The organism is Virgibacillus sp. NKC19-3 (genome assembly GCF_019837165.1).
GTDB classification, from domain to species: domain Bacteria; phylum Bacillota; class Bacilli; order Bacillales; family Amphibacillaceae; genus Virgibacillus_L; species Virgibacillus_L saliphilus.
Genome location: NZ_JAGYHC010000001.1, coordinates 3,636,429 through 3,649,099 on the forward strand (window position 1 = coordinate 3,636,429; position 12,671 = coordinate 3,649,099).

Consider the following 12,671-nt stretch of genomic DNA (forward strand, 5'->3'; position numbering starts at 1 on the left):
TGGATTCTCCCTGCAGCCTCTTCTTACATCCTTTAATCCGCCTGTGCTGCTGTTATCAGTGCCAATTTAAATACATCGTCTGCACTGCAGCCGCGTGATAGGTCATTCACTGGTTTGTTCAAGCCCTGTAATACCGGGCCTACTGCTTCGAATCCGCCGAGGCGTTGTGCGATTTTATACCCGATATTTCCAGCTTCCAGGCTAGGAAAAATAAACGTATTCGCATCCCCATTCAGCACAGAATCCGGTGCTTTTTTTGCCGCAACATCCGGGGCAATTGCAGCATCAAATTGAAATTCCCCATCGATCACAAGGGATGGATTTTTTTCCTTGGCAATTTGTAGAGCATCTGTTACCTTTTCCGTCTCCTCTGATTTGGCCGATCCCTTTGTTGAAAAGCTTAACATGGCAATACGTGGATCCACATCAAATAATTCAGCAGTAACGGCACTCTCTACCGCTATTTCAGCAAGATCTTGAGCTTCCGGTGTTATATTGATGGCACAATCGGCGAATACATATTTTTCCTCGTCACGAACCATCACAAATACACCGGATGTTTTCTTGATGCCTTCTTTCGTTTTAATGATTTGCAGCGCCGGCCGAACGGTGTCAGCAGTGGAATGTGTTGCTCCGCTCACCAAGCCGTCTGCCTGATTCATATAGACGAGCATCGTACCGAAGTAATTTGCATCAAGCAGCATTTTTCTGGCATCCGCTTCTGTTGCTTTCCCTTTGCGTCTTTCTACAAATGTCTCCACCATTAAATCAAATTCCGCGAAATGATTTGGATCCATCATTTTACAAGAAGACACATCGACACCAATCTCTTCCGCTTTTTGTTTTATATTCCCTTTATCTCCGATTAAAATCGGGGTTAAAATCCCTGATGCACTAAGTTGGCTGGCTGCAGTCAAAATACGATCATCCAAACCTTCTGGGAACACAATCGATTTATTTTCTGTAGTAACTTTATCTTTTAATTGATCAAATAATGTATTCATGTTTTTAAACCTCCTGCTTGTCTATACTTATAATAATATCTAATTTTACACGTGAATGAAAGCAATGCCCTTTGCGGGAATGGGATTTTTGACAGTCTAATGACAAATTGTTTTTTCACAATGGATGAGAAACGTTGTATAAGATTAGATTCCCCCATTTATGATAAACTAATTATTGGAGAAAGATTTATAAATAAAAAGGAGCGATTTTAATGGTTGAAGCAGTAGAGACCATGGATGGCTGGTATAGCCTGCATGATTTGCGTAGCATAGATTGGAATTCTTGGAAGTTAGCATCCGTTGAAGAACGCAAGGAGGCCATTGATGGCTTTGACAAGCTGCTTGCAAAATGGGAAGCAGTTGAAGAAGAGAAGAAAGGGAGCCATGTTCTTTATAAGGTCGTAGGACAGAAAGCCGACTTAATTTTCATGTTCCTGCGTCCAACGATGGATGAGTTAACAGACATAGAAACTGAATTCAATAAATCAAAACTTGCGGAGTTTCTAATCCCAGCACACTCCTATGTATCGGTGGTTGAGCTTGCTAAGTACCGTCCTGCCAAAGATGGAGTTGATCCGGAGACATTGCCGGAAACGCAAGAACGATTGAAACCAATCCTTCCAAAATGGGAGCATATTTGCTTCTATCCAATGGACAGACGCCGTACTGGTGATGAAAATTGGTATACCTTGGAGAAAAGCGATCGTGGCAAACTACTTTATGAACACAGTAAAACCGGTCGCAAATATGCCGGGAAGGTGAAACAAATTATTACTGGATCCATTGGGTTGGATGACTGGGAATGGGGCGTTACATTATTTGCCCATGATCCACTGCAATTCAAGAAAATCGTTTATGAAATGCGCTTTGATGAGGTGAGCTCTCGCTACGGTGAGTTTGGAGAATTTTTTGTTGGGAATAAATTGCCACGGGAAGAGATTGCAGATTACTTGAGCGTGTAATCCGGAGCGTCTCCCGTTTCAGAGGTGCGCTCTCCCGGTTTGATGTGGGCGTCTCCCGTTTCAGAGGTACGCTCTCCCGGTTTGATGTGGGCGCCTCCCGTTTCAGAGGTGCGCTCTCCCGATTTGATGTGGGTGTCTCCCGGTTCGGAAGTGCACTCTCCCGTTTTAGAGATGCTCTCTCCCGATTTGAGGCGAGGGTCTCCCGTTCTATGTTAATTGAAGGGAAGAACTTCACACTTCTTATAAGGACTTTCTGTATAAATAAATGCAGAAAAGTCCTTTTTTCTTGTCATCATTTTCTAGGCATTTGCATAGGTATAATTAGTGAGCATTAGCACCAGAGATTCAAGGAGCAATGCGTGCGATGGTTTGATAGAAAGCACATTGCTGTATTCTCACCGGATGCACCGAATGCCCTTTTCGTTTATTCATTCTATGAAGGAGGTTTTTTTATGAGTCAAGATGCAAACAATACAAACCCACAATTTCAGAATCCCTATCAGCCATATCCGTACTTCTATTATCCTCAAGCGTCACCCGCATACTATCCAGCGTACTATAGGCAGGAATCCATGCAACAACAGCAAGAACAACAGATGCAACAAATGCAACAGGCACAACAATCACAGCAAGCTGGCGAAAATGGTATGCTTCCTATGCAGGAGTCCTACATTGAAAACATTTTACGCCTGAATCGAGGAGAGCATGCGACGGTCTATATGACATTTGAGAGTAATGATCAGTGGAATGCGCAAGTTTTCAAAGGGATTATTGAAGCGGCAGGAAGAGATCACATCATATTAAGTGAACCACAAACAGGTAAGCGGTACCTGCTTCTGATGGTCTATCTTGATTATGTCGTATTTGATGATGAAATTAATTATGCCTACCCATATGGCGGAAACGGCCAGCTGGCGAACTACCAACCCCGATAATAGGAAGAAGGATGACACAAAAATGGAACGTGTCATCCTTTTTCACAAGAAATGAAATGTGGTTTTCTGATTTCTAATGTCTATCCGATAGCTGGTCACTGAACTCCGGAAAGCCTAGGTGAGCATTTTGCTTAGCAGAAAGGGCGGTTACATGCGACATCCGTATGAAAAATTCATTCGCATCGAACTCATTTGCATTACATTTGTCATTTTAGTCGGTGTATTCGCTATCTTTCAAAGTGCTGCACTCGTTATATTGATGTGCTTTTTTGTCCTTGCCCTCAGCTTATGCTGTGATGCGCTTATCGAATATTATTCACACCGCACCGTACAAGCCGCAAAACAGCTTATTCGCGCCATTATGATCATCTTATTTACCACTATCCTCTTTTTCCAATTATAGGTTCCTTGCGATAGCCGTTCCAAGTAGAACCCACCCGATTAAAAATGCGACCCCTCCGATGGGGGTAATCATAGCAAATGTTTTGATCGCTGTTGTGGAGTAAATATAGAGGCTACCTGAAAACAAAATAATCCCCGCAAAGAACATCCAGCCAGCCCAAACGGCCCCTCCGCTGGTGATTCTCGCTAAAACGAGACCTGTGATGAGCAGCGCCATTGTGTGAAACATTTGGTAGTTCACAGCTTTATCCCATGTATCCAATGAACTCGCAGATATCCTTCCCTCTAAACCATGCGCCCCGAAAGCGCCCAGCGCCACAGCTACAAATCCATTTATGGCACCCAGAATGAGAAAAACTTTCATCATAACTAAACACTCCTACACTAAAAATCAAAGATAGAATCTCCATTTGCACCATCATGATCCATCGGCTTTGATTTTATTGTTTTATTTTCGCTTGCTTGTTTGCCAAGCATTGCTTTCATTTCCTCTGCTGATATCGTCTCTTTCTCTCCTTTAGAAGGAGAAGCTTCCTCTAAAAAAAGATCGCATAATAAACGAACATTTTCAATATGTTTTGTCATTTTATCCTGATTATCCTGCTCTTGTGCCTGAGTTAATTCATGGATCATTTTCCGAATCACCGTATTATTTCCTACTGCCACTGCGATCGCTCCCTACTTCGCATTTCTGCCTGCATTATACCATTATTTTCTCTAATGTAAAAAGCCTTGGAAACTTCCAAGACTTCCCTATGTATAATATATTTTATCATTACGTCTCTTTACGCTATTGCTTTGTATACTCAAGCTTTTTCTCCTGTTCCTCTGTATAACGGCTGTACATCCATCGCAAAAATTCTACTTCATTTTCTTGCAATTGCCGATTGAGTTTCTCTGTCGTATCCTCACATACCTCTAAAAAGCTCTTCATAGCGTCTAAGAACCCCCTTAAACTGACGTAATTTGGATATTTCTAACATTATTATACCGCGATCCGATTGAAGAAGCAATAACAAAAGTGAAATTAATAAGAATTTACAGAAAACAGCAAGGTTAGACAGCAAAATTTGCTGGAAGCGACAAACTTCAAGCATTTCTCTTACATTATTAAAGATCATACGAACAAAAGCGGAAAGACCTTCATGTGGCCCTCCCGCTTTTCATTAATTATCTTCTTCCAGTTTTGCTTCCAGTTCCGTAATTCTAGCTCTTATTTCATTGATATCCTCTTTGGTCGCCAGTCCAAGATCCTTAGCCATCTCTTGGGTTTGCTCATATTGCTTGGCGCTCCATTCATCTTTTTTCATTTCGCCTTTTTCAATGAAATTATTCATCACTGTCCTTGCCTGCTCCGTTGTTAATTCGTTTTTTTCAACCAATTCACTGAGCTTGCTTTCCAGTTTTTCCTTCCCACTAACTGCGGCACCAAGTCCCAATAAGAATCCTTTTTTTAATGTATCAGCCATGTGTGGTTCACCCCCTCATTTTGCGGATCGAATCATTCGAAAATGTTTAAACAAAAGAATACTTGTTATGATTGTAAATAAAGCGATGAGCACAATTGCGATTATGCTGACGCTTGCTAAACTGTAAATACTAGCATATACCTCTAATCCTATTCCTACTACTATCATGATAAAACTAATGGCCTCTAAAAGTAAATAAAAGTGATGCTTCAGTTGCCTTTGATGTTTCTCTTTATCCCATTGCCTATCCTTTTCTCCACTTTCCAGAAACGATAGCAACGCACCTGGCAAGGATAAAACAGGTTGTGCCAAGTCTTTTGCCTTCTGTTTATAGATCGATTCAAAGATGTTTCGCCTACCAAACCACTCTTTAACCTTTGGTTTTGCCCATTCTTCAATATCCATGTCCGGGTAAACCGTAAATAATATCCCAACCACAATAGAAACCGCTCGCCCTAAATAGGTATAGTCTGCAGGCAATTGGATGGGTTCTTCTTTGACGAAATGCAGGATCTCATCTTTTATTTTTGTCATTGCTTCTACGTCCATGTCCTTGAGAGAGCCGCTTTCATACATTTCTACCGCCTGTTTCAGCGTTTTTTTAATCTGCTTCTTATCTGCATGTGGCAACAGAAAGTTCATCTCTTCCAGTGACTCGACAACGATATCATAATCATCGATAATAAAACCTTGAACAAGCATTTTAAAATTATGCGTATCCTGTTTGCGTAGTTCACCCACCATGCCAAAATCAATAATTGCAATGGTTCCATCCTGCTGTATTAAGATATTGCCGCTATGTGGATCCGCATGAAAATTACCCGGATTGAGAAATTGATCAATATAAAAATCAAACAGTGTCTTCGCCGTTTCCTCTGCGCTAATATGATGTTCCTTCATAAATTCCAGATCTGTTATTTTTGCCCCATCCATCCATTCCATCACAAGGACTTTATTTGTACTTAAGTCTTCATAATAGGCTGGGATATGTACGGCATCAAACGCTTGATAGCGTTCCCTGAAATACTTTCCGTATTCCAACTCCTGCTCAAAGTTCAACTCCCGATCCATGACGCGAACGATTTCATGGTAAAGTGCCTCCATATCCGCTTTTTTACCAAATGACGTGAAAACAGATATGATCCAGAACACCATTCTCAGTGCAATAAAATCTTTTTGGAAAATCTCCTGTACACGATACCGCTGCACCTTTACAGCGACTACGCTGCCATCTTTTAATTTCCCCCGATAGACTTCGCCAATCGATGCAGAGGCGATAGAAGATTCATCCATTTCCAGTAGATGTTCATCAATGGCCGTTCCCCATTCTTCTTCCAAGAGTGATTTAGCATAGTCGAATGTCATCGGTGATACCCGGTCAACTAACCCCGAGAGCTCCTTAATAAACACATCCGGTAAAATATCCGTCCTTGTCGTTAAAAACTGACCGACCTTTACTAATACACCACCCAGTCTCACTGCTTTCATTCGATATTCTTTCGCCATATTTACTAATAAATCATTCCATTTTTTTTGCGTTTTGCTATCCCATACACTATAGCGAAAAAGGAAGAAGTAAATTTGAAAAATAAATTTAATAACCATCCATACGATGACGGTATAGCGATAGATAAAATTATATTTAAGGGAGCCTTTCAAGATTAACACCTCATCTAACTTATACCCGATTGTGTATTAGGTTAATCCTAGTTTACTACATTCCATTATTCTATGCGAACGGTTCTCGGTTATGTATAATTATTCATTTTATACTGGACATTTGCATATATTCACTTATAATAAATAAAGAAGTATTTTATAAGGTGGTACATGTCTGATGGAAGACAACAAATATACATTTACTGATCATTTAAAATTTATCATCCCATCATTACTCGGTATCTTTTTATTTATGACACCTGTACCAACAGATGATGGATTTACAATACCAATTGCCGTTTTAGCAACGTGGCTAGAGGAAACATTAGCTGGTCAGTTATCTGCTATTATGATGATTATTATCGTTTTTACAGCAGTGATGACGTTGATTGCTAGATTCATAGGACCTAACGCGTTTGCCAAAACTCCTTTTTTCCAAGGTCTTTTTTATACCGGCTGGTTTTGGACCATAGCTAGGGTTCTTGCAGGTATATTTGCTATAGCGATCTTTTTCCAATTAGGGCCTGAAGCGATTCACGGTCCGGATACCGGACAAATGTTGCTGGACGACTTGCTGCATGTATTATTTGCCGTCTTTTTATTTGCGGGATTATTTTTACCGTTGTTAATGAACTTCGGTTTGCTGGAATTATTCGGGACATTGATGACGAAAGTGATGCGGCCTTTATTTAAACTCCCCGGTCGCGCATCCATTGATTCCCTGGCATCCTGGATTGGGGATGGTACGATCGGGGTACTATTGTCAAGCAAGCAGTATGAGACCGGCTATTATACAAAGCGGGAAGCAGCCATCATAGGTACAACGTTCTCGGTCGTGTCGATCACATTTTCATTGGTCATTATTTCTGAAGTCGGACTGGGGCGTATGTTCGTTCCTTTCTACCTAACTGTCCTTATTGCAGGTGCTGTAGCAGCATTAATCATGCCACGTATCCCGCCGCTGTCCAGGAAGTCAAACACGTATATCGACGGGAAAGCTGAGGGGATCACGGAAGAAATCCCCGACGGCTATAATAGCTTTACGTACGGCTATGAAAAGGCTTTGGAGCGAAGTAAGAAACAAACGAATGTTTATGCGTTTTTTAAAGAAGGCGGACAAAATATTCTCGATATGTGGATGGGGGTAGCCCCAATTGTGATGGCCTTTGGTTTAGTTGCATTGATTATCGCGGAATATACACCCCTATTCCAGTGGCTCGGCCTACCTTTCGTACCATTGCTTGAATGGATGCAAGTTCCGGAGGCTGCGGCAGCATCGGAAACGATGTTAATCGGGTTTGCTGACATGTTCTTACCATCCATTTTCGCTTCATCTATTGAAGCAGAGATCACCCGTTTCATCATTGCTGCCTTATCCGTTACGCAATTAATCTATATGTCCGAAGTTGGCGGATTGTTATTGGGATCGAAAATCCCCGTCTCGTTTAAGGATCTCGTTATTGTATTCTTACTCCGGACGATCATCACCCTGCCAATTATCATATTGATTGCGCATATTATATTTTAATAGATAGGTACGCTAGTACGAGTACGAAGAGAGATTGACAGTTTGCAATTTGTTTTCTTGTTTTCCAATAAACATCGAAACTCGATTCCCTTTAAGAGAGGCAATCACAGATAAGGAATAGACCTCCCCAGGCTGTTAATTGAAGGAGAGGTCTATTTTTATTGGATGATTATCCAAACAAATCTTGCAAATGCTGTTCTTTATCAATATTTAAATGACTTTGGCTATTTCCAGGGGGAACTACTAAGAATTCGCCTGTTTTGACGAACCATGAAAACAATGGGGACAGAAGAAAGACTGGCACTTTGTGATGGATGAATAGAAGCGTATAAAGAATCTCACTTGGATAAATGATTAGCCACCAATATTATTCCCAAACGAACTCATCTTCTTTTATATAAAATAGAACATCGCCACGAACCACTTTATCACCAGCTTTCACAGCTAATGTCTCAATCACTCCACTTGCCCCGGACAAAATTCGCTTTATATTGCTCTGTTCATCTTGAATCATTGCCAGCAATTGCTGAGTGCGAACTTTTTCACCTGATTCGACCTTGATGCTTTCCACACTTCCTTTGATTGGACTTGTTATAATATGCCCATATCCCCAACGTCTCGGGTATACTTCATACTCCATCATTCGATTCATCCCCTTTATAGATAGATGCTGTCCATATCTAACTGTCATTATCATTTTTCCTAATTTTCAATCGAATTGCGCATACGTTTTTAAGATCGTATTTTCTGTATATTATTAATGATACCTTTTCAAATCAATCGAATCAATATAGATTTAAGATAAAATCAATCGAATTTTGATATAAATGATCAGCGATATTATGGGGGGCGAAACAAATCACGTTTCAACAACCAATTTACATGATGCCTTAAAAATAGAAACAAGGCTGGGATAAACAAATATGTTCCGAAGCGATATATGTTCGGATTTATTTGTTAAAAACACTTTTATCCCAGCCTTTTCTTCTATCTATTGTTCAAAACATATCACCCAGATGTTGCCCTTTCTATACATATTCGTGATATTCGTTGGGATCCTGCCCCTCTACACGGCCGGCTTCTCCTTTATCCAATGAATCCATTTTTTCCATATCTTCAGGGGCTAATGCAAAATGGTACTATGGATATTATCTTTTTGATGCATTGGGTTACTTGATTTTGGAATAGCAAATACGCCGGCCCGATAGTTCCAGTTTAAAATAATCTGTGCCGGGGTTTTATCGTATTTATCCGCAATTTCCTGAATGGAGCTATTTTCCAGTACGTCATTCAAATAACCCCGACCAAAAGGACTCCAAGCTTCCGTAAGAATACCCCGTTTTTCATTTTCTTCAACCATCCGATTATTATTAAAATACGGATGACGCTCCACTTGGTTTGTAGCAGGAGTCACACCTGTTTCTGCGATAATGTTGTCCAGATGTTCAGGTTCAAAGTTGGAAACACCAATAGTTCGGATTAATCCTTGTTTTTGCGCATCCACTAAAGCCTTCCAAGCTTCTACATATTTGCCGTCTTTGGGATTTGGCCAATGAATTAAATACTTGTCAAAATATTTTAATCCAGTGCGGCGCAAAGATTCTTGAATAAAGATAAACGCTTTATCGTATTCATGGTGAGAGCCGGGCAATTTCGCACTGATTAAAATTTCTTCTCTGGGCAGTGCGGAGCGACGAACAGCTTCGCCGACAATACCTTCATTGTTATAGTTCGTTGACGTATCGATTAAGCGGTATCCTAGATTCAAGGCGTTTAAAATTTCAAATGTACCTTGATCACCGTCAATACCGATCGTACCTAATCCCACAAGGGGAAGTACGGAACCATCATTTAGAATAAAACCGTTATGATCAACTGTCATGGTCTCATCTCCTTTAAAACCTTTGCAATGTGCGCCTGAGAATGGTAGAAAAGAATATTTCCTTCATGTTTGCCAATAGGCAACCAACAGGCTGTCTTCACCAAACTAAAGTCCCGGTTAAATAGCCACCGGGGAATCATCAAACCCAGGTCACATTAGCCGTATTTCATGTTTTCATCTCTCCCTGAGATGTCCATAAGTAGTATACCCCATTTCCAAAGCTCCTACACCAACGGAACCATAGATGAGAATATCTTCGTAATCAACCATTTTATTAGCAGGTACAAATTAGAGCATGAAAAGCGTTTTTGAACTGGCGGGCGATGAGCATCTGCAAACAGTTGAAGGTCTTCCGGATGCCATTTTAAAATGGATGATACAAGTCCAACTCCTTTATCCACCACTTGAAAAACATATAATATACAGATCCTTCTCTTACGCTTTTAATTTACAATTTTCTCCCTATTATTGCCCTTTATTAAAAAGAATGTCATATTACTGATTTACTTGTTACTTGTTATGTTCGAGCACTATTCAGTTTAATAACAGGTTTTAACTGCTGTACTTGCTCCAAGCTGCTTTATTCCAGAATAAACCCCAATTTAAGTGGCTAGCATTATTCCGTTACTGCACCCGGCAGTTGAACACCTTATTCAAAAAAGACCTTTGGATACTCAATTATACCGGAAATATTATCAAGGGAGCCTTCCTGTAATTCAATAGCCATTAATGCTTCTTCAGGCACTTCAAATGGTGCTCTAATTTGCCATTGAGATGACTTCCTAAAACCAAATTTCGGATAAAATTCTGAATGGCCTAGTACAATAACTGATTGAAATTCAAGCTCCTTTGCCTTTTCTAATGCATTTTGTATTAAGTTCCTCCCTATACCTTTATTTTGATAATCAGGTAAAACAGAAACGGGCGCAAGTGCTAATGACTCTGCCTTTTGTTTGCCATCATTAATTAATACTTTAGATAAAAGTATATGTCCTAGTATCTCATGATTATCTTTATCAACAGCCACTAAAGATAACTCGGGAATGAATGTATCTGATCGTCTGATTCGCGAAACTAACTTATGCTCATTCTGATCACTTTGAACTGCAGAAGCAAATGCGATTTCTATAATCTTCTCAGTTGATTGATAGTCACTTTTTTGCTCTTGTCTAATAATATAATTCATATACACAACTCCTAATTCCATTATCTGGCCCGAACGAGCAATGTTTCGAATAGCATCTATTAATAGAAGAAAAGTGTCAAACTCTTTTAACAGTAAAAAAGTAAAACGCCCCACCAGCCATCCAGAATGGCTCCCAAAAAGTTAACCTCCAAAACGTTGCATAAGAATCTAAGTCAAAATCTAAAATATGAAATACACTTAATGCAATGGTGATGAAATTAAGAAATCCGTACAAGAATAAAAAGACTCCCGAAAATTTCGTCACGTAATAAAGCATCCTGGTTATTAAAGGCTTTCTCCATTGAACGAGAAGCATCAACAATACGGTTGCGCCAAACAATTTTATAAAACCGGTAATCCATATCATAATAACGAACGATAGCTCAGGATTTAAGGACATCTCGTAGATACTCCCACCTAAGGATCTAACACCGAGCATACCGCCCATTGCCCAGTAGAAACTCATACCAGCAAAAATCACAGTCCAAATAATTCCTAAGGCAATGAACCAACAGTTAACCCTCAAATAGAAAGCACCTCCGAATGTAGCCAAATTTCCAAAATAATCATCGTCGTTCCAATCTACTGCATCCATTTTGACCCCATTGCTTATGGCTTATGTAATAAGGGGCTTTCATCTTCTATCAATTTTCGCTGTTGTGCTACTGTCTTTTGAAATTTTTCATCAGACGTCGTAATATTGTCCAAGCAAGCTAAAGCTTCCTCGTCTTGATGATTCCTATGAAGCGCCGTTGACAGACTTAAATAATAAACAGATACTCCCTGTGTTGTTTTTGGAGAATAATCCATACTTTTAAGGTCATCTAAAAACAATGATGCATCCCCTGTTTTATGGTAAGTTTTTAGGATATTGTTATATTCCCTATTAAAGTGGCGATCTCTAAATCCTTCTATATTTAACCCTATATATGCAAATAGGAAAAAATGAACGATAGCCATTAACACAAGAAAAACTAATAATAGCAGCATACTATCGGGCGCGACCTTCTGACTAAGAAATAAGGCGCCGATTTCCATTACCAGCAACGTTGCCAGATACAATAATACCAGTAACTTTTTCTGTATTCTTTCCTTCAGCGGTGACTTGTGAGTCACAGCATACAAATCTCCCTCAGATCCAGGGACATTCCTTTCTAAAGCGAGCGCTAGACATTTTCTATCCCGGCGTTTTATCTGTCCCCATACAATCGTATAAGGATTAACACGCATCCCTTTTTTTATAATTTTAAGTATCCCAGACTGATTTGATAGACCTTTTTCTTCATCATACAAAATAACTTTCAGAATTTTATTATGATTAAGGGTTTCCAAACGGTAACCTCTTATATCTTCCCACGGAACAATTATCTCGTTCCTATCCGACACGTTTATCCATAACGCTTCCTCTGTTAACAAAAGATATGGATGTGTTGTCAGCATTCTTTTTAAAATAATCAAAGAAATAATAGCCATAAAAAGTGTGAATGCTATCCCCATATAATATGAAAAACCTTCAAATCCATAGTAGGTTACTACTCCAAAAAAGAGCGCAGCTGCTGCACATATGAGCACTAACCAAAATAACTTTCCTTTTGATCGATAAAAATACAGTTCATTTGAATTTTCCATGATAGCCTCCCGGTT

At 39.8% G+C, this 12,671-nt stretch carries 14 protein-coding genes and 1 pseudogene; 4 read left to right on the plus strand and 11 right to left on the minus strand.

What is annotated here, in order from left to right:
* Positions 1–32 precede the first annotated feature (32 nt).
* Positions 33–1,004, minus strand: a complete 972-nt coding sequence (gene pta / locus KFZ56_RS17275; protein ID WP_222643316.1) for a phosphate acetyltransferase — start codon at positions 1,002–1,004, stop codon at positions 33–35.
* A gap of 212 nt (positions 1,005–1,216) precedes the next feature.
* On the opposite strand from pta, the gene hemQ reads away from it, so the two are divergent.
* The 3 genes from hemQ (at position 1,217) to KFZ56_RS17290 (ending at position 3,304) form a co-directional block, all read left to right on the plus strand.
* Positions 1,217–1,966, plus strand: a complete 750-nt coding sequence (gene hemQ / locus KFZ56_RS17280) for a hydrogen peroxide-dependent heme synthase (protein ID WP_222643317.1) — start codon at positions 1,217–1,219, stop codon at positions 1,964–1,966.
* A gap of 452 nt (positions 1,967–2,418) precedes the next feature.
* Entirely contained in the window at positions 2,419–2,901 is a 483-nt protein-coding gene (gene gerQ / locus KFZ56_RS17285) for a spore coat protein GerQ (protein ID WP_222643319.1), read from the plus strand.
* A gap of 151 nt (positions 2,902–3,052) precedes the next feature.
* Positions 3,053–3,304, plus strand: coding sequence for a hypothetical protein (locus KFZ56_RS17290; RefSeq protein ID WP_222643321.1), 252 nt, complete (start codon positions 3,053–3,055; stop codon positions 3,302–3,304).
* Here KFZ56_RS17290 and KFZ56_RS17295 read toward each other — a convergent pair.
* The 5 genes from KFZ56_RS17295 to KFZ56_RS17315 all read right to left on the minus strand — a co-directional run bounded on the left by KFZ56_RS17295 (position 3,299) and on the right by KFZ56_RS17315 (position 6,431).
* Positions 3,299–3,667, minus strand: a complete 369-nt coding sequence (locus tag KFZ56_RS17295) for a DUF423 domain-containing protein (protein ID WP_222643323.1) — start codon at positions 3,665–3,667, stop codon at positions 3,299–3,301. The two genes, KFZ56_RS17290 and KFZ56_RS17295, sit on opposite strands and share 6 nt — an antisense overlap.
* 20 nt (positions 3,668–3,687) lie before the next feature.
* A complete protein-coding gene (locus KFZ56_RS17300) occupies positions 3,688–3,969 on the minus strand; it encodes a YwdI family protein (RefSeq protein ID WP_222643325.1) in 282 nt (93 codons plus the stop codon).
* Between the two features lie 124 nt (positions 3,970–4,093).
* The gene (locus KFZ56_RS17305; RefSeq protein ID WP_222643327.1) at positions 4,094–4,237 is read right to left on the minus strand and encodes a hypothetical protein; all 144 of its coding nucleotides are present in this window, start codon (positions 4,235–4,237) and stop codon (positions 4,094–4,096) included.
* Between the two features lie 232 nt (positions 4,238–4,469).
* Entirely contained in the window at positions 4,470–4,772 is a 303-nt protein-coding gene (locus KFZ56_RS17310; RefSeq protein ID WP_222643329.1) for a phasin family protein, read from the minus strand.
* Between the two features lie 15 nt (positions 4,773–4,787).
* On the minus strand, positions 4,788–6,431 hold the full coding sequence (locus KFZ56_RS17315; RefSeq protein ID WP_255585197.1) for an ABC1 kinase family protein: 1,644 nt from the start codon (positions 6,429–6,431) through the stop codon (positions 4,788–4,790).
* 178 nt (positions 6,432–6,609) lie between these two features.
* Here KFZ56_RS17315 and KFZ56_RS17320 point away from each other — a divergent pair, with 178 nt between their 5' ends.
* A complete protein-coding gene (locus tag KFZ56_RS17320; RefSeq protein WP_222643331.1) occupies positions 6,610–7,959 on the plus strand; it encodes a YjiH family protein in 1,350 nt (449 codons plus the stop codon).
* Between the two features lie 367 nt (positions 7,960–8,326).
* On the opposite strand, the gene KFZ56_RS17325 is transcribed toward KFZ56_RS17320, so the two are convergent.
* From KFZ56_RS17325 to KFZ56_RS17345, 5 genes and pseudogenes are all read right to left on the minus strand, one after another.
* Positions 8,327–8,650: a biotin/lipoyl attachment domain-containing protein gene (locus tag KFZ56_RS17325; RefSeq protein ID WP_222643332.1), complete on the minus strand. Its 324-nt coding sequence runs from the start codon at positions 8,648–8,650 to the stop codon at positions 8,327–8,329.
* A 337-nt stretch (positions 8,651–8,987) separates the two neighbouring features.
* A pseudogene (locus KFZ56_RS17330) lies at positions 8,988–9,841 on the minus strand (aldo/keto reductase).
* A 649-nt stretch (positions 9,842–10,490) separates the two neighbouring features.
* Complete coding sequence (locus KFZ56_RS17335; RefSeq protein WP_222643333.1) at positions 10,491–11,027, minus strand: GNAT family N-acetyltransferase; 537 nt, start codon at positions 11,025–11,027, stop codon at positions 10,491–10,493.
* A 76-nt stretch (positions 11,028–11,103) separates the two neighbouring features.
* Positions 11,104–11,622 carry a DUF3995 domain-containing protein gene (locus KFZ56_RS17340; protein ID WP_222643334.1) on the minus strand — a complete coding sequence of 173 codons (519 nt, stop codon included), beginning with the start codon at positions 11,620–11,622 and terminating at the stop codon, positions 11,104–11,106.
* Between the two features lie 14 nt (positions 11,623–11,636).
* Positions 11,637–12,656, minus strand: coding sequence for an STM3941 family protein (locus tag KFZ56_RS17345; protein WP_222643335.1), 1,020 nt, complete (start codon positions 12,654–12,656; stop codon positions 11,637–11,639).
* Positions 12,657–12,671: the final 15 nt, after the last annotated feature.

What these genes read in the sequence shown, in the direction of transcription:
- pta (WP_222643316.1), bottom strand. Translation starts at nt 1,004, where the DNA reads ATGAATACATTATTTGATCAATTAAAAGATAAAGTTACTACAGAAAAT.
- hemQ (WP_222643317.1), top strand. Translation starts at nt 1,217, where the DNA reads ATGGTTGAAGCAGTAGAGACCATGGATGGCTGGTATAGCCTGCATGAT.
- gerQ (WP_222643319.1), top strand. Translation starts at nt 2,419, where the DNA reads ATGAGTCAAGATGCAAACAATACAAACCCACAATTTCAGAATCCCTAT.
- KFZ56_RS17290 (WP_222643321.1), top strand. Translation starts at nt 3,053, where the DNA reads ATGCGACATCCGTATGAAAAATTCATTCGCATCGAACTCATTTGCATT.
- KFZ56_RS17295 (WP_222643323.1), bottom strand. Translation starts at nt 3,667, where the DNA reads ATGAAAGTTTTTCTCATTCTGGGTGCCATAAATGGATTTGTAGCTGTG.
- KFZ56_RS17305 (WP_222643327.1), bottom strand. Translation starts at nt 4,237, where the DNA reads ATGAAGAGCTTTTTAGAGGTATGTGAGGATACGACAGAGAAACTCAAT.
- KFZ56_RS17310 (WP_222643329.1), bottom strand. Translation starts at nt 4,772, where the DNA reads ATGGCTGATACATTAAAAAAAGGATTCTTATTGGGACTTGGTGCCGCA.
- KFZ56_RS17320 (WP_222643331.1), top strand. Translation starts at nt 6,610, where the DNA reads ATGGAAGACAACAAATATACATTTACTGATCATTTAAAATTTATCATC.
- KFZ56_RS17325 (WP_222643332.1), bottom strand. Translation starts at nt 8,650, where the DNA reads ATGACAGTTAGATATGGACAGCATCTATCTATAAAGGGGATGAATCGA.
- KFZ56_RS17335 (WP_222643333.1), bottom strand. Translation starts at nt 11,027, where the DNA reads ATGAATTATATTATTAGACAAGAGCAAAAAAGTGACTATCAATCAACT.
- KFZ56_RS17340 (WP_222643334.1), bottom strand. Translation starts at nt 11,622, where the DNA reads ATGGATGCAGTAGATTGGAACGACGATGATTATTTTGGAAATTTGGCT.
- KFZ56_RS17345 (WP_222643335.1), bottom strand. Translation starts at nt 12,656, where the DNA reads ATGGAAAATTCAAATGAACTGTATTTTTATCGATCAAAAGGAAAGTTA.